Below are 15109 nucleotides of genomic sequence, written 5' to 3'. Positions count from 1 at the left end.
TCATAGTCAGTTCCTTGCGGGTCAGGATAAGAGGAAAAAAGTCAGTACCAGGTACATCGCCAGAAACCGCACGACGACACCCAGAAACTGACGCTGGTTGATTCGGTTCTCCGCCCAGCCGACGTAGGCCGTGCGTATCGCCCAGGCACCCCACAGCAAAAGCACCGCGAACACGAAACCTACAAGGACGGTCGCCATGATGGCGGGCGACATGCTACTGTTGGCCTGAAAGGCACTGATCTGGGCGGAGGTCATGGCTGTGCCTGCGGCAATGGGTTGTGCTGGGCGGCGCGCTCACTGCGGTAATCCCCCACCAACTCGGCAAGGTCACGCGGTTGGGCACGCGAAGGGGTCAGATGAGACTGGATGCCGGTACGCACGCGGGCCAGGTCGGCGAGCAAGCGCGGATAGTCGAAATGGTAACGATCGCCCGGCACGATGGGCGCGGCCGCAGCGCTCTGCGCCACGAATCGTTCCAGCGCATCAAGTTGCCGCAGGGCCGCAGCCAGGTGTTGCCGTTGAGCTGGCACATCAGCATGAACCGTCAGCGGCCCAGCCAAGACCGCGGTGAGCAAGAGAGACACGCCAACGTGCGCGGCGCGACACCGAATCGAGAGCACCATCGCCCCATCCCTTCGTTAGATTACCAATGGAGGAATGGTGGCGTTGCAGGCGCAATCAGGCTGCAAACAATAGGAACTGGCATCCGTCCGGATTTGGCTAATCAAGCCTTGCCCTGACAGGGGAAGGTTAATGTAGAGTCAAAGGCTTTCCCAGGAAATGGATCGTGCGCTGGAAGGATTGAGCCCCCATCGAATAAGCTGGGCTTGCTTCTCTAGCCATTCGTCGAGCGAGCGACAGGCGATGTGCCACTGGGCAGCAGAAACGTTGGGCTGGCCGAGTAACGCCTGGAAGTAGGAAGCATCGATGTCCGACAAGGAATGCCCCAGCACAAACACCTGCTTGATGCTTGCCAGACCTTGAAAGAAGGGTTGGTTCTTGGCTATCAGCGCTTCAGAAGGCTTGAAGGTGGTAGAGAAGTATCCATCAAGGATGTCATGAGCCTCGACCAGCCGAGTATCGATATCGGCGATGTCTGATCGGTCATTCAGCGAGCGACGGTTCTGCGGGTGCCAGGCATGTCCCAGCACTAATTCCTCATCAGACTGTGCCGCGCAGCCATGAATGAACAGTATCCGCTCCGGTGCAATACCGTAGAGCGTACTCAGGGTACTGGTGTAGTTGAAGTTCAGGAATGCCGCGGTGCGGTCCAGTTCGATAAGCCGCTTTAGCGCGGTTGTCGGAGTGGGGATTGGAAGCAGGCGTATCCATTCCCCAAATAGCTGCCGAAGCTCTGATGACAACCGCTTTACGAGGTTCTCCACTTCAAACTGGAAGTCGTGATGTCCAGAATCACTCCAGTCCTCAGCTCCGTACGATGCCATGAAATGACCCAGGTTATCGATAATTGCATCCACATCCATGTCTGCCAACGCCTCCTCAAGGTCGCACCAGTCCTCTCGGACGGGGAGATACTCCTCGACTTCCCTGAAGACGCTATTGCTGTTGTCTCGAAGGTATTGTTTGAACTGATCCAGCTTCGATGGGATGTCATGCTGTAGGTCAAAGCCGTTGCCGATTACGTAGAGCTTGCGGGGCTTCATGGATAAATTTCCTATCAATCCAAGGTAAGTTGTCAGAAACCAGGCACTTTAACGATTATCTAGCATATGATATTATTTGATAACCATCATAACCCATAGGGAGCACATCCATGAATGTCGTAATAGACCATCCGGGCGTCTCGACGTTGGTTGGCACCCCAAAGGAAGTACAGGCACGACTTGGCAAATCACATGCTGATCAAGTACTGCTCGTAACGTTCGACCATATCAGGCCCCGGGTCTTAGAGGCCCTCGCGGCAAATGTCGCTAACGTAACATCCTCCATGTTTGAACTGATGTTGGAGCGCCATGACCGAGAGTCCATTGAACGTTTAGTCGACGTCCTGATGCCTCGGACACCGCCTTCCCCCCGCTTGCTCAAGGAAGCGGTCATGCTGGTGCAGGCGCGCAAAGCCGTGTTGGAGAGCGGTGACTGGCTGACGGCCGCCGAGGTTGCACAACTGGCAGAGTTGAGCACCCGAAACCCCAGCGCTCAACCGAATAAATGGAAAAAGCAGGGGCAAATCTTCGCGATCAACCACGGCGGCGTCGACTACTTTCCAGGTTACGGCTTAGATCGAAACGCGGGTTTCCGACCGTCAAAAGCCATGGCTAAAGTCATTGAGATCTTGGCCAGGAACAAAGACAGCTGGGGCATGGCGTACTGGTTCCGTTCGGACAATAGCTTTCTGGGCGGCAAGAAGCCTCAGGATTTTTTGACGTCCGAGCCCGAGCGTGTTATCGAGGCGGCGATGGACGAGGTCCAGGAAATCTCGCATGGCTAGGCCTAAGCCATCATCACCTACTGAAGAGGCATCTAACACAACGCCGGAACCTCCGGGCACACTGCATGTCACGCTCAGCCGGCTGGAACCGGGAAAGGTGCTACATCGGGTGCATCAGAGCATGTACCAAGCGGATCAGTTCAATCCCGGCATGCAAGGCAATGCGCGATTCAGCCCGATCCACGATGAGCAGGGAACCCCGATCCCCACGCTGTACGCTGGAACAACAATGGCGTGTGCATTGATGGAAACGGTGTTCCATGACATCCCGCACACGGCCGGTTTCAAGAGCGTCGATAAAGGCAAACTAGCTGGCCAGGTGCATTCCACTATTCAAGTTGAGGAGGAATTACAGCTGGTTGACCTTGCAAGCGTACCGCTACGCAAGCTGGGCGTAACGCGCAAGCAACTGATCGACACCGAGAAGAACCAGTACCCTGCCACACGCAAGTGGGCTGCAGCAATCCACTCTCAATTTCCCCAAGCCCAGGGGCTATCGTGGGTCTCCAGACAAGACGATTCGGCACGTGCCATGATCTTATTTGGTGATCGCATCACCAGTGATTCACTCCAGCATGAGGGGGACTCACGTAGTCTGCTGGACGATGCGGACGTTTACGATGAAGTGCTGGACTTGGCGGATCGGATCGGTGTCAACATTGTGCCGGGGAAAACTTGAATGGAATGCTTCCGGATTGATGAGAGTGGCTACACCGGGTTCGACCTGCTGAACCCTGCGCAGCGCTTTCAGGGTGCGTCAACCATCGCCATCAGCAATGAAGACGCCCGGCGTTTGATTCGTGAGCACTTCCCCAAGTTGCAAGCCGCCGAGCTCAAGTACCGCTCACTAGTGCGCCGGCCCGGCAACCATCCCCGCCTGCTGGCTCTGCAGCGGGATTTGCTGACCAACTACAAGTGCGTAACCTATGTCTGCGACAAGCGCTACCTGCTGTTGCTGATGTTCATGGATTACGCCGTCGAACCGTTCTACTACGAACGCGGCATGAACTTCTATGAGGACGGCCAGAACTACGCCCTGGCATCCCTGCTGTACTACGCCGGCCCGACCCAGCTAGGGAGGGAAGCGTTCGATAAACTGCTGGCGGCGTTTCAACATGCCGTCAAAGACAAATCGTTGGCAGCACTAGGAGCGCTCGTAAGCGCGGCACGAAAAACACGGTGGCGCGAGCTTCCGGAAGCGCTTGGACCCCTGGCCGTCGATGCCTGTCCTGAATGCCTCTCGGCAATCGCCACGCCGGGGGTGAGCACCGACGCAGCTCTCGTGGTGCTGCAATCTCTAGTGAGCCGCATGGAGGTCATGGTGGACGGCCCCTACCGTGTCGAGCACGATCAATCCAAGAACCTGCTCACCTACAACACCCTGCTGCAGCGCTACATCGATCATGACCAACAGATCGAATTTCACCAGTCCGAGATCGCCAGCATCAAGTTTCCCCTGAAGCTCACTTCGGTGACGCAGGTTGATTCCAAGGACAGCCCGGCGGTGCAACTGGCTGACGTAATGATTGGTGCGGCCATTGAAGCGGCCAATATACTGATGGGGCAGCGTACTGCGGGGCTGGACGCCGAAGCTGTGATGTCCCACTATGCTGATCATCAGTTAATCCACATGCTCCCGTCGATCGATTTCGCAGAGCAACAAAGATTCCGAAAAGGTACACAGGCTGCAGAGGTGATCAACTATTTCGCCGCCCATTTCCACAAATGAATCATTTTTAAATAGTTACAAATCACAGGTACTTCTTGAAACTCCCCGCCGTCAGATTTATTGCTAGGCCCAGCAATGTGGCACTTGGCAACAGGATCAATAGCGGGTGCAGGGAAATGGGCAACGCCAGATAGATCACCCAGGGCAGCACGGCCAGTGGCATGAGCGACGCTTTAGCGCGGTGGTAAAAGAACCCGGATTCACGACCCGCACCGAACTTGCGCACGTCACGGCGCACCAGCCCATCGACTAGGCCAACGAAGGCCGCTAGCAGAATTAACGGCAAGGTCAGCACCAGGATCAGTAGTCGCACCAAGAAAGTGAGCGTGGTGAAAGCCGCGGCAATCAGGTAGCGCTCCGACCAGACGTAGGCTTGGCTCAGGTAGTAGCGAAAGTTCTTGGTACCGGCCTGGCTGGGCTCACGAGCGCGATCGGCGGTATGGCTCATCCGTTCACCCACGCCGGTCTTGACGAACACCCAGTCATAGCCGATGTCCACTAATTGGTGTGCAGTACGCCCAGGCTCGCGCACGACGACGCTGCGCGTGAAGTGGCCCGACAGGTGGCTCAACTCATACTGCAGCATGGACTGGGCGTGGCGCCAGCCCTGCTCCTTCCAGAACAGGTGCATGCCCACGCATTCGACCACGATGGAGATCAGCAGCGATCCGATCAACACACCGAAGAGACGAAACGGCAAAGCAATGAGGCTTGCAATCAGCCCCTGACGTCGGTTTTGCTGTTGCTGTGTCGTCGAGGCTGCATCACTCATGATACCGCCTCATCGTGGTCGGCATCACGGCTTGCCGCATTCAAGCTCTCGTCGTCCAGCAGCGTATCGGGCAAGGCTTGCTCCTGCAGCCCAGGAATGCCCTGATTTTCCCACCACTGCCCCGTTTCTGTGTAGCTCTGGCGCATGTACTGAGCAAGCTGCTGCAGATCCTGCGGCATGCTCTCGTCTGGATCAGGCGCTGGCAACGGCATACGAACTTTCCACAATGCACCGCCCTGCATCAACGCGAAGCACTGGCCTTTGGGCAGTTGGACGATATGCGCGGGCTCGATCATCGGCACACTGGTCATGCTGATGCGGTCCTGAGTATTGCTGGTAAAGTCGGTTTTACCGTGAATGTCCGAGCTGTCGGTGGCACCGCTCACGACCGTGGTGGTGTAGACCTCGACCTTGGGCAACTGCTTGGTCAGCAGCTCGGCCGTGGCGGTCTCGCGCACGCGCAACATGAATAGATTGTTGAAGTTGCCAATGACTTGGCCCGCCTTTGCGTGATTGCCAAGACGCGCTTCGATGTCAGACAGGGTCTGGGTGTAGGCGGTGACCTGAATGCCTGCCCCTCCCCCTTTGTTGATCATCGGGATGAACCCATCGCCCATGAGTTCGTTGAATTCGTCGGCGTGCAGGTTGATCGGCACCTTCTGATCCGCATTGGAACCGGGTAGCCCGTCGTCGATGCCGAACTTGTAGATGTGCCCCGCCACCGACACCAGATCAGAGAACATGGAGTTGCCCACCGCGGCGGCGACCTCAGCATCCGAGAGCGCATCCAGGCCCACATAGACCACCGCGCGTTTGCGAATAATCTGCATCCAGTCGAAGATGGGCCTGGGGTCGTTCAAGTCTGAGTAGTTCGGTGCGAGTAGCTGCGCGATCTTGCCGCTGGTCAATTTTTCTAACAGCGGCAGCAGACTGGCAACGATCTTGTCAAAATACGTCTTGTCGTAGCGAACGGCGCTACGCAGGCCATCCAATACCGGGTCGTAGTTGCGCACCTGGCTCAGGTACTGCTCAAGCGCGACCACACGCTTCTCGCGCCCGATCATGTTCCTGGGAATGTTCCTGTCGTTCAGCCGCGCTTCGAGCTGGACAATGACCTCCCAGGCCTTGGGCTCGGTCTTGGCGAAATAGTGCTGGGCGTACTCGATGAACAGCGCGTCGATGTTGACCACGTGGCGCTGGATCAACAAATAATCCGGGCGTTGCCCCAGTTCGATCAGCGCACGCGCAACGATATTGACGAAGCGCCAGGCAAATTCCCGGAACGCCGCCGAGTTGCCCTCGCCCGAGAGCTGGCCAGCAATGCGGGTGGCGACTTCGGAAATCCGTCCAAACCGGCCCACGGCGTTATAGCGGGCGGAAATGTCCGGCCAACCCAGGTGAAACACATAGAACTCGCCTTCGCGTCCGACGCGTTTGGCCTCCACGTACATGCGTTTGAGTAGATCCGCATCCCCCTTGGGATCAAAGACGATGACGACTTCATGCTCGCCCGCACTGTTCTTGCGGCGGATGTCCTGGGTGATGAAAAGCTCGGCCAGCCGCGTTTTACCCACCCGTGTGGTGCCCAGCACCAACGAATGGCCGACGCGCTCCCCTAACGGCAAACTGACATCAACCTCATGCGGTTCGATGCCGTGCAGACGGGGCAAACCGCCGACCGGCGGCAGTGGGCGCACTAGATTCAATGGCACATCCCATGCCGTAAGCTGCGCCAAATGAGATAAGGGAAATGGCGCGAACTCCAAACGTTCTTCCAAGCGCCGCGCCAATCGATAAGCCGAAGTCGGCTCGACATAGCGGCGAAAATCAGGCCGGTACGTCTGCGTCAGCCGATGCGTATGCTTCTGTTCCCACAAAAAGCCCTTGCCGATAAACAGCCGCTGCTGGCTGACTGGCACCTCGCGGCTAGTCATCACATAACGCGGCAGACGGCGAATGTTGCGGCGGTAGCGCAGGATGGCCTGGGCCTGTCGAAAACGGATCGCGCCAAAGACAGAAAACGCTAAGGCGCTACCGATCCCCAGACTGGGGTTCAACGCGAGCGACCACGGGGCCACCACGCACAGAATCGCGGCGCCGGCACACACCGCCACGGTGTAAAGCTCCACGGCGGGGCGCAGCAATACCTCAACCGGCTGGGTCTGCGCCATATCGTCATTGCTCGATGCCAGTGGCCGTAATCAAGGCGGGGTAGTGGCGCAGACCCAGCCGGTCTGCAAGATCGTCCGCCGATACGGGCCAAAGCTGCAGGCCGGGAGCCAGCGCCCGCAAGCGTTCCAGCCCCTGCGCCGTCTCGACGTTGACCACTAAACCGGCCGCGCTGCGCTCGCGCAAACTTACTGCATGGCGGCGCAGCCAGGCCTGGGAGACTTCATCATCTCCGATCAGAAAGAACGGTTGTAGGCCCGCAGCCTCAATAACCCGACGCGCGACCGCGCCCGGCGTGAGCTTCGCGCTGCGTACAGGCAGCATCTGCGCCTCTGCGTCCATTGAAGGCGGAATCTGAGGGATGGGAATGGGTGGACGTTGTACGGCACCGGTTCGCGGCTGCAGGTTGAGCGCTTCGTAATACGGTAACGCCGACACGCCGCCGTGATCGTCCACCACAATCAGCGGTTCTGCCGCTTGCAAAGCAGACAACGGTGTGGCGGCGATCAGGGCAGACAAGCCGAGCACGGCTAGGGAAAAGGGTTTCATGGTGAAGTCTCCTGATGGGTGGTGCGTGACGCGCCGGACGAACCTTGCACACGATTCAGGTGCCGGGAAACACTGCGCCGATAACGTGCCGCCGGCTCCCCGCCCGCCGGACGGTGATAGCGGCCCATCGCCGACAGCCAATCTTCGCCTGGCTTGTACTGTTCAAGCAGGATGGCGGCAGCGATTGCCAAGTTAGCGTAAGGGTCGAGCAGATCACACGGGCGGCTGTAGCGGTGTTTCTGATAGCCCAGGTTGACTTGTGCGAGGCCCACATCAACGCGAGTAGGCCTCGTTTCACGCAGCGCCTGAAGCAAACCGGTGCAAGCCTGGGCACGCGTGGCATAGCGGTGCGACTGCCCTGCCACATTCAGCGACCAGGGCCAAGGGATGAGGCGGTTGTCGCGGCGGATGCCGCTTTCTTGCAGGGCCACGGCAAAGAGCACCGTCGAGGGAATGCCCGCTCGCTGGGCTGCCAACTGATAGGCGGGAGGGGGAATTTCCTGAGCATGCCCACTGCTGATGAACAGACCAGCCGCCAACAGAAGGACCCACAGGGGCTGCACCGAGCTTACGGCTGTCGCTGCCATTGCCCGTTCACCTGACGCACAACAGCAGGCAGCTCGCCGGCCAGACCGAGCGACAGCCAACGCCCACCATCATGATTGAGCGTGATGGTGCCGCTGCGTACCCTGGTCGGGTCGATCTGCATGCGTTTGGCCAAATCACGGATACGAGCATCATCCTGACGGCTACCGACCATGTAAAGGTCAAACTCAGTGCCCGCCGCTTGCAAACGCTGCACAAGCACACCGCAGGTTGCGCACTCGTCCTTCACGAAAATCGCCGTACGTCCGCTGCCAGCGATCGACATGCCGCCAGACGTCGCCTCAGGAAGATTCACCCGCTGCAAGCCGGGGTGCAGCCGCTGCCAGGCGTCATCGTAGGCGCGCTGGTAGGCCAGCAGTTTCTCGACGCGGCGTGCTTCAGCCTGTACCTGCAGTTCGGCATAGCGGCGCCGCTCTTCATCCGAGCGGGATTCAACACCCAGGGCTGAAAGCGGATCAAGGTTAGGCGAATAGATCCCCAGCGGGCCGTCCATCAGTTCCTCATAGCGTGTCCACTCCTCTGCGCCCAGCCCCCAGTCCCGTGCCAGGCGTTCGTCGCGGCTTTGTTCGACCTGACTTTGACCTGTGCGTGATGGCTGGTTGATGGAGGTCTGTTGGGATGCGGGTTGTGCCGACACCCACGGGGGCAACCCTGCGAACAAGGCAAGCGCCAAGGTGATCTGTAATTTCATGGCTTGGCTCCGGATCAAGGGATGACCAGACGGCGTGTCTGTTTACCGTTTTGGAACACGGCGGTGGTCGCCTCAATGGCTTGCAGTCGCCACTGCCCCACCGTCTCGCCGGCTAGTACCACCTGAATCTTGTCTGCCGTCAGTTCGTCCTTTACAGGCGCGACAGACACGCTACGCTGCCCGGCGCGCATTTCTGAGCCCACGACACGAAATGGAAACGGGGATTGCTTCACAGTCGCAGCCACAGGCGTGACGGGTTTGGTTTGTGGTGGCGGCACTGTCGGAGTAGATTGCGAGTGTGTTTTCATCTGCTCGACTTCGATACGTAGTGCCTGTAGTTCTTCTGCGGCGGAGCGGTCAGCCAGCGCCTGCTCCATTCGGGTAAGACGTGTCTCCAGGCGTTGGCGCATCTCATGCAGTACGGCGACTGTGGCGGATTCGGGCTGGGCTTGGAGCATTTGCACGCTGTCAGCCAATTCAGCGATCCGCGCCTGAAGCACCTGAACCTGCCGCAGGCTCGAATCGACATGTGCCCGATCAGCGAGGCCTGCCATGGTCCGATACCCAGTTCCGACCAGTATGCTGAGCACGACCAACCAGACCCAAAGTAGAATCTGCAAGCCTACGGTGACCGTGCCGCGTGAGTTTCTTTGCGCGCCGTTCATGAACGGACTCCTGTCACCATGACGGGAAAGGTCAGTACCGGTTCACTGACAGGGATGTCACTGGCTGGCTCCAGCTTGATCTCACTGGGGTTGGATCGAACAAAGCAGATTTGCCGTGTCATGTCGTCGATTTGCAGGTCCCAGGCGGAACCTGCCAATATCACCAGCGCATCACGCAAGGTCATTGGCCCTAAATGCAAATGTGCCAACGGTAGAGGCAGCGCATAGAGTTCGGTGGTCACTGAGCCACTTTCACAAAGCTGATAACCGCTGCGCTTCAGGACATGGCGCAGACCATCGCCCACCGAGGCATGTACATCCTCAGGCATGGATACATCGACGATCTGCAGCAGCAGGTCACGCTGCGCCGCCGTAGGCGCAAGCTCAACCAAGGTGTAGCGACCATAGCGAACCACCGGCAGGTACTCCGCTTGTGCGGGCTCGGGCACGGAAGAAAGCTCTTCAGGAGTGGGGGCTACTGACGGTGCAGTGGTAGTCGCACAACCGCTTAACAGTGCGGCGGCGATCAGCACGCAGCTACCAGCAAGATGCTGGAGGGGAAAGATGGCTGACATGGCTCGGCTCTCTGTTGCAATAAGCCGATACCTTCGTCCGAAGTCGTTGCGCGGTCAGCCAAGAATACGAACTAAGAGGTGACCGCTTTCTCGAATATAGTTATTTGATAGTAATTATGTAAGAAAACCATATAATTGTTACATTACCCGTCAGCCAATCGGGATATGTATTGCTTGGGAAGGACCTTGCACAACAGTGGGTCAGTGTCCGCGGTCAAGATTAACCATATGCTAACAATGAGGACACAATGCGAATCTCGCGAATAAGAATAAGTAATTTTGCTAATTTCTCTGAAGTAGATATAGAGACGGGTGAAAGTATTGTTATTGTTGGAGAGAACAAGGTAGGAAAGAGCAATTTCATTCGCGGTCTGCAGTTGATTCTTGACCCGGGTTTATCCGAACGGGATAGACAATTGGGGCTGGAACATTTCTGGGATGGGCTGGCCGAAGCGAAAATCGGCGAAGCCATTGAAATTTCGGTGGATTTGACGGACTTCACTGACGACCCTCGGTTAATGGCGCATCTCAACGACTGCATTATCGATCCAGGGCCGTCAATGGTGGCACGGCTCACTTATCGCTATCAGCCCAAGCCTGGCCTGGGCCGAGACGCTGAGTCGCTCACAGATTATGAATATGTGATCTTCGGAGGTAATGACCCGGATATGGCAATAGGTGGGTCGATGCGGCGCATGCTTCCGTTGGATGTTCAAGGTGCACTGCGGGATGCTGAGAAGGATCTAGCAAGTTGGCGCAACTCGCCGCTACGGCCCATCATTGAAGACTTAGCTGCTTCATTGGACGAAGATGCACGTAATGAATTCCAGGCGCAAATCGACGACGCTCAGCAGGAATTGGTTAGCCACGAAGCGGTCATCAGTACTGCGGAGCTGATCAGCGCACGGCTAATAGCTCTCGCTGGTGAGCAGCATGCGGTTCCTCTTTCGCTTGGGCTGGCACCTACCCGGGTGGATGCACTGCTACGCAGTTTGCGACTGTTGATCGACAATAGTATGCGTGGCATTGGCGATGCAAGTCTGGGAACTGCTAATTTAATCTTTCTTGCGCTTAAGAGCCTGGAACTCGACCGATTGGTCACCGACGGAGAGCGCGACCATACATTTTTTGTCGTTGAAGAGCCTGAAGCGCATCTTCATCCGCATGTACAGCGGTTGGTCTACCGCTATTTCCTTGGTACCGGCGAGGTGGGTGAAGACGAACCACCCCTGACCACAATCCTGACCACTCATTCCCCGCACATCGCGAGCGTGACGCCCATCCGTTCCCTCGTTCTGTTGCGGCATGACATAACCGAAGGTAAGACGGTCGCGGTTTCCACAGCATCTACTCCTTTCACGCAACGTGATGAGAATGATTTGCAGCGCTATATAGACGTAACGCGCGGAGAAATCTTCTTTGCTCGCGGAGTTATCCTAGTCGAGGGCGATGCAGAGCGCTTTCTGATTCCAGCATATGCAGAGGCACTTGGGATGCCATTAGACCTTCTAGGCATCACTGTATGTTCGGTTGGTGGAACAAATTTCACACCATATGTGAAGCTGTTGGGTCCACAAGGACTCGCTATCCCACACGTTATTCTAACGGACCGCGATCCCAACGGTGAAAGACCTCCACTTGTTATGAACCGCTTGATCAAACTGCTTAGCTTAGTTGAAGAAGATGTTAACTATCGGAACATGGATGCCGATGCAGTCATCACACGTGCGGAGCACTTTGGCTATTTCACTAACGAAAACACGCTTGAGCCAGAATTGTTTACCGAAGGCCTCGCCGAAGCGATGCAAGAGGTCATTGAGCAGGAGTTGAGTATCAAAGCACAGACACGCGAAGCCCTTCAAGACTGGGTTGACGATCCCGAGACGCTGGACGAGAACAGGCTCATCGCTTTGATCGAGCGAATAGGCAAAGGACGGTTCGCACAGGCGCTTGCTCCATCAGTATCTGACGATAACTGTCCGGATTACATTCGGTCTGCACTTGAGTACATCCGCGATGCCGTCGCGTAACATCAGCTCGGCTTACCTAGCCGGCGCCGCAGACCTGGCTAATAACCCAGGTCAACTGGCTGCATACGATTCGACAGATCACTGCGTGGTGCTCGCTGGTCCAGGTAGCGGCAAAACCAAGACCCTAGTTCTGAAATTGGCGCGTATCCTGGCAGAGGATGTCCAGGCACCTCGCGGCGCCGCATGCATCACATACAGTCAAGAGTGCGCCCGGGAACTTACCCGGCGACTCGAAGGGCTGGGACTTCGCGAAGCTTCAAATTTATTCATCGGCACAGTACATGGATTCTGCCTACGACATCTCCTGACGCCCTATGGGAGGCTGGCCGATCTGCCCATCAATTACCCACTATCCGTCGCTACTCAGCATCAAAGTGACCGATTGCTCAAGCAGGTTGGTGATGGATTGTTTGGTGCCAGACATCCATACAAAACTATCGACCTAGGGAGGCACCGCCGTTCAGTACTCAATCGGGCCAGCGTCGCCTGGCGAAGCGAAGAGGAGTTGGCGGCATGGGCGGAAGCCTATGAGGCCGTACTGCGTCGCGAAGGATTGATCGATTACGACGATATGGTGGTGTTCGGGCAACGCCTTATCGTTGAGCATGACTGGGTACTCCCGCTGGTGCAAGCAAAATTCCCTGTGCTGGCGGTTGACGAGTACCAAGATCTCGGCGTTGCACTACATCGCATCGTCAAACGCCTTGCGTTCGATGGCGGAGTCCGGCTATTCGCTGTTGGCGACGCAGATCAGTCTATCTATGGTTTCACCGGAGCAGATGGCGCCTTGCTCACAGAATTGACCAATCGGGACGACGTTCAATGTGTACGGCTACAGCTCAACTACCGCTCCGCATCGGAAATCGTGAACGCATCGGAAATGGCACTTGGCGAAGTGCGAGGATATCAGGCTAGTGATCCAGACCGGCGGGCGATGATCCAGTTCGTGCTGTGCGATAACGGACTTGCAGGACAAGCAGAGCATGCCGTTGCTGAAATCATTCCGGCCGCCTTGGCCGCAAAGCCCGGCCGCACCCTTGGCGACATTGCCATCCTTTACAAAGATTACCGCGGAGGGAATATCGTGGCCGAAGCGGTAGCAGCTGGTGGCTTTGATTATGTTCGCGTTGATACAGCGGCCCCCTATCGGAAGGTCGCTCTGACAAGTTGGATCGAAGATTGCGCGGCATGGTGTGCAGGGGGATGGCGCCTCGGGCGCCCGCAGTTGCGTGGACTCATTGATCGCTGGCTAGCTTTTCACCGTACTCGTCTTAATGATAGGCAGGCAAGGCACGAAGGGCAGGCTCTTACCGCGCTGTTATGGTCGCTACGAGCCGAAGAGCGTCCAGCCAGAGACTTTGTTGGCGATTTACGGTCTGGCATTGTCAATCAATTGCTGGATAGCGAGCCGGCACTGGCCGATCAGGGTGAGCAAATAGAGCGCATGTCAGCTGCTCTCGCCACTGGAGGAGCCTTGGCAGCACTCGATATCGTAAGTTTCGGTGGCCGTGATGGATCGCCCGACCATGTGAATCTGCTAACTCTTCATTCCGCCAAGGGTTGCGAGTACGACGTTGTAATCATGATCGGTCTAGATCTCGGTAGTTTGCCTTGGCGCAACGAGTCACCAGAGAAGTTGCGAGAGAGCCGGCGGCTCTTTTACGTCGGTTTAACGCGGGCCCGTGACGAAGTACATATGCTTTACTCTGGATTTGTGGAAGGTCGCTATGGCCCCATGCGTTTTGGACGCTCGCCCTTTCTAGATGAACTCGAAGTACGTATGCAAGCAGCAGGCGTCGGCGAGTGGTAGTGCGAGCGGCCCTCGTCGTTCGAGCTAATATCAGGATGCCTAAGCCTCGCGCTGAGCAGTAAGCGCAGTAGCTGACTGGGTTGTTGCTCGTCAAGGGCAAGACAGCGTTGGTGTAATCGGCGCTCTAATACAAGTGACAAGTGCTGGGAGAATTGGCTTCGCTATTTCTGGCCGCCGCCCTACTTTCTGGCTTACTCATGCTGAAATGGGCTTTGCTCCCGCCATACACGCGGGACGAGACTTACTATTCGCCGCTGGATCTGCAGTTGCGGGCGGAGGAAAGAAGAAAGAATGATTCATGCTGAGAAAATAGCGGCTGACCATTGGGATGTCCATTGCACCACTCAGCAACGCCCAAGAGCCTAACGGCACGATATGCCGGCATGCCCTGAAAGAATCAGCTCATTTCGATCCAGAGATGACGCATGTCAATATCTGGAAGCCCTTTTTCCCTGGCATGAGATGACCGATAGATCGTCAGATCGGGCTTGGCATCCCTCGGGTCGGCATGGAGCCGGTCCTTGGCAGTCCATCCGACATGTACAGAACCATCCAGCTCTTCAATCCAAGTGTTCAGCCGGCCATGCCAGACTGCAGGCGACTCTGCCTGCACGTAGCCAATCATGCCAGCAAGAACATGTGCCGCACCGTGGTTGCCAGCTTTGAAGCGCTGAATACCACCGGTGGTCGCCTTCCGATTGATGACATATTCACGTTCATCACGGTCTTTGCTTTTCGGCGTCGGCAGTCGCTTGCATTCAATCGGAAGCAATGTATCGAATTGTGTGCAGCGTCGCCCCTCGATCCAGACCGTAGGTCCGCATGGTGACGCCACAAGATCGATTTTTCGTCCCTTCCGCTGCTCGTCAGGCTCTTCTATCCTGAATTGCAAAATGTCCCACCCCGAAGAAAACCGCGCTGCAATGTTCAGGTAGCCGCACAGCTGCGAAGTAAGGTCGGTCTCAGACGTTTTCTTTGGTCGATCAGGATGGTCGCGCCAGCCCGGTAACTGATCCGCAATGAAATCAAGCAACTCAAGCATTGATGTTGCCCCCAGATGCACG

Annotated in this window: 16 protein-coding genes; 5 read left to right on the top strand and 11 right to left on the bottom strand. The window is 56.9% G+C overall.

The genetic code is table 11. The features are described from left to right. Window positions 1-21: 21 nt before the first annotated feature. The 3 genes from OOZ48_RS03225 to OOZ48_RS03215 form a co-directional block, all read right to left on the bottom strand. A complete protein-coding gene (locus tag OOZ48_RS03225; protein WP_102071037.1) occupies window positions 22-255 on the bottom strand; it encodes a TIGR03758 family integrating conjugative element protein in 234 nt (77 codons plus the stop codon). After that, window positions 252-623: an integrative conjugative element protein, RAQPRD family gene (locus OOZ48_RS03220; RefSeq protein WP_269495616.1), complete on the bottom strand. Its 372-nt coding sequence runs from the start codon at window positions 621-623 to the stop codon at window positions 252-254. Before OOZ48_RS03220 ends, OOZ48_RS03225 begins: the two co-directional genes overlap by 4 nt. Window positions 624-761: 138 nt before the next feature. Further along, complete coding sequence (locus OOZ48_RS03215) at window positions 762-1664, bottom strand: bacteriophage abortive infection AbiH family protein (protein WP_269495614.1); 903 nt, start codon at window positions 1662-1664, stop codon at window positions 762-764. A 110-nt stretch (window positions 1665-1774) separates the two neighbouring features. Here OOZ48_RS03215 and OOZ48_RS03210 point away from each other — a divergent pair, with 110 nt between their 5' ends. Genes OOZ48_RS03210 through OOZ48_RS03200 form a run of 3 tightly spaced genes read left to right on the top strand, consistent with a single transcriptional unit; the run spans window position 1775 to window position 4178 of the window. Beyond that, window positions 1775-2449 (top strand): hypothetical protein, encoded by a 675-nt coding sequence (locus OOZ48_RS03210; protein ID WP_269495612.1) that lies wholly within the window; start codon window positions 1775-1777, stop codon window positions 2447-2449. After that, complete coding sequence (locus OOZ48_RS03205) at window positions 2442-3128, top strand: RES family NAD+ phosphorylase (RefSeq protein WP_269495610.1); 687 nt, start codon at window positions 2442-2444, stop codon at window positions 3126-3128. The genes OOZ48_RS03210 and OOZ48_RS03205 overlap by 8 nt, the downstream gene beginning before the upstream one ends. Beyond that, window positions 3129-4178 carry a DUF3800 domain-containing protein gene (locus OOZ48_RS03200; RefSeq protein ID WP_269495608.1) on the top strand — a complete coding sequence of 350 codons (1050 nt, stop codon included), beginning with the start codon at window positions 3129-3131 and terminating at the stop codon, window positions 4176-4178. 22 nt (window positions 4179-4200) lie between these two features. On the opposite strand, the gene OOZ48_RS03195 is transcribed toward OOZ48_RS03200, so the two are convergent. Genes OOZ48_RS03195 through pilL2 form a run of 7 tightly spaced genes read right to left on the bottom strand, consistent with a single transcriptional unit; the run spans window position 4201 to window position 10205 of the window. After that, a complete protein-coding gene (locus tag OOZ48_RS03195; RefSeq protein ID WP_269495606.1) occupies window positions 4201-4950 on the bottom strand; it encodes a TIGR03747 family integrating conjugative element membrane protein in 750 nt (249 codons plus the stop codon). Next, on the bottom strand, window positions 4947-7121 hold the full coding sequence (gene traD / locus OOZ48_RS03190) for a type IV conjugative transfer system coupling protein TraD (protein WP_269495604.1): 2175 nt from the start codon (window positions 7119-7121) through the stop codon (window positions 4947-4949). Before traD ends, OOZ48_RS03195 begins: the two co-directional genes overlap by 4 nt. Window positions 7122-7125: 4 nt before the next feature. Then, window positions 7126-7668 (bottom strand): integrating conjugative element protein, encoded by a 543-nt coding sequence (locus tag OOZ48_RS03185; RefSeq protein WP_269495602.1) that lies wholly within the window; start codon window positions 7666-7668, stop codon window positions 7126-7128. Further along, the gene (locus OOZ48_RS03180) at window positions 7665-8255 is read right to left on the bottom strand and encodes a transglycosylase SLT domain-containing protein (RefSeq protein ID WP_269495600.1); all 591 of its coding nucleotides are present in this window, start codon (window positions 8253-8255) and stop codon (window positions 7665-7667) included. The genes OOZ48_RS03185 and OOZ48_RS03180 overlap by 4 nt, the downstream gene beginning before the upstream one ends. Next, window positions 8237-8965 carry a TIGR03759 family integrating conjugative element protein gene (locus OOZ48_RS03175; protein ID WP_269495597.1) on the bottom strand — a complete coding sequence of 243 codons (729 nt, stop codon included), beginning with the start codon at window positions 8963-8965 and terminating at the stop codon, window positions 8237-8239. Before OOZ48_RS03175 ends, OOZ48_RS03180 begins: the two co-directional genes overlap by 19 nt. Window positions 8966-8979: 14 nt before the next feature. Continuing rightward, window positions 8980-9630 carry a hypothetical protein gene (locus OOZ48_RS03170; protein WP_269495595.1) on the bottom strand — a complete coding sequence of 217 codons (651 nt, stop codon included), beginning with the start codon at window positions 9628-9630 and terminating at the stop codon, window positions 8980-8982. Next, window positions 9627-10205 (bottom strand): PFGI-1 class ICE element type IV pilus protein PilL2, encoded by a 579-nt coding sequence (gene pilL2 / locus OOZ48_RS03165; RefSeq protein ID WP_269495593.1) that lies wholly within the window; start codon window positions 10203-10205, stop codon window positions 9627-9629. Before pilL2 ends, OOZ48_RS03170 begins: the two co-directional genes overlap by 4 nt. A 248-nt stretch (window positions 10206-10453) precedes the next feature. Between pilL2 and OOZ48_RS03160 the strand changes: the two genes are divergently transcribed. After that, a complete protein-coding gene (locus OOZ48_RS03160; RefSeq protein WP_269495590.1) occupies window positions 10454-12235 on the top strand; it encodes an ATP-dependent nuclease in 1782 nt (593 codons plus the stop codon). Next, on the top strand, window positions 12222-14045 hold the full coding sequence (locus OOZ48_RS03155; protein WP_269495588.1) for an ATP-dependent helicase: 1824 nt from the start codon (window positions 12222-12224) through the stop codon (window positions 14043-14045). Before OOZ48_RS03160 ends, OOZ48_RS03155 begins: the two co-directional genes overlap by 14 nt. Window positions 14046-14442: 397 nt before the next feature. Here OOZ48_RS03155 and OOZ48_RS03150 read toward each other — a convergent pair whose 3' ends face one another. Continuing rightward, a complete protein-coding gene (locus OOZ48_RS03150) occupies window positions 14443-15087 on the bottom strand; it encodes a hypothetical protein (protein ID WP_269495585.1) in 645 nt (214 codons plus the stop codon). Window positions 15088-15109 lie beyond the last annotated feature (22 nt).

Origin of the sequence: Castellaniella sp. S9 (assembly GCF_027257175.1) — a bacterium.
Lineage (GTDB): Bacteria > Pseudomonadota > Gammaproteobacteria > Burkholderiales > Burkholderiaceae_B > Castellaniella.
The sequence above is the reverse complement of the archived record's forward strand: the minus strand, read 5'-3'. Positions and strand labels throughout refer to the sequence as shown.

Bases quoted from the DNA above. Each gene is read 5' to 3' on its own strand.
- OOZ48_RS03225 (WP_102071037.1), bottom strand. From the start codon at position 255: ATGACCTCCGCCCAGATCAGTGCCTTTCAGGCCAACAGTAGCATGTCG.
- OOZ48_RS03220 (WP_269495616.1), bottom strand. From the start codon at position 623: ATGGTGCTCTCGATTCGGTGTCGCGCCGCGCACGTTGGCGTGTCTCTC.
- OOZ48_RS03215 (WP_269495614.1), bottom strand. From the start codon at position 1,664: ATGAAGCCCCGCAAGCTCTACGTAATCGGCAACGGCTTTGACCTACAG.
- OOZ48_RS03210 (WP_269495612.1), top strand. From the start codon at position 1,775: ATGAATGTCGTAATAGACCATCCGGGCGTCTCGACGTTGGTTGGCACC.
- OOZ48_RS03205 (WP_269495610.1), top strand. From the start codon at position 2,442: ATGGCTAGGCCTAAGCCATCATCACCTACTGAAGAGGCATCTAACACA.
- OOZ48_RS03200 (WP_269495608.1), top strand. From the start codon at position 3,129: ATGGAATGCTTCCGGATTGATGAGAGTGGCTACACCGGGTTCGACCTG.
- OOZ48_RS03195 (WP_269495606.1), bottom strand. From the start codon at position 4,950: ATGAGTGATGCAGCCTCGACGACACAGCAACAGCAAAACCGACGTCAG.
- traD (WP_269495604.1), bottom strand. From the start codon at position 7,121: ATGGCGCAGACCCAGCCGGTTGAGGTATTGCTGCGCCCCGCCGTGGAG.
- OOZ48_RS03185 (WP_269495602.1), bottom strand. From the start codon at position 7,668: ATGAAACCCTTTTCCCTAGCCGTGCTCGGCTTGTCTGCCCTGATCGCC.
- OOZ48_RS03180 (WP_269495600.1), bottom strand. From the start codon at position 8,255: ATGGCAGCGACAGCCGTAAGCTCGGTGCAGCCCCTGTGGGTCCTTCTG.
- OOZ48_RS03175 (WP_269495597.1), bottom strand. From the start codon at position 8,965: ATGAAATTACAGATCACCTTGGCGCTTGCCTTGTTCGCAGGGTTGCCC.
- OOZ48_RS03170 (WP_269495595.1), bottom strand. From the start codon at position 9,630: ATGAACGGCGCGCAAAGAAACTCACGCGGCACGGTCACCGTAGGCTTG.
- pilL2 (WP_269495593.1), bottom strand. From the start codon at position 10,205: ATGTCAGCCATCTTTCCCCTCCAGCATCTTGCTGGTAGCTGCGTGCTG.
- OOZ48_RS03160 (WP_269495590.1), top strand. From the start codon at position 10,454: ATGCGAATCTCGCGAATAAGAATAAGTAATTTTGCTAATTTCTCTGAA.
- OOZ48_RS03155 (WP_269495588.1), top strand. From the start codon at position 12,222: ATGCCGTCGCGTAACATCAGCTCGGCTTACCTAGCCGGCGCCGCAGAC.
- OOZ48_RS03150 (WP_269495585.1), bottom strand. From the start codon at position 15,087: ATGCTTGAGTTGCTTGATTTCATTGCGGATCAGTTACCGGGCTGGCGC.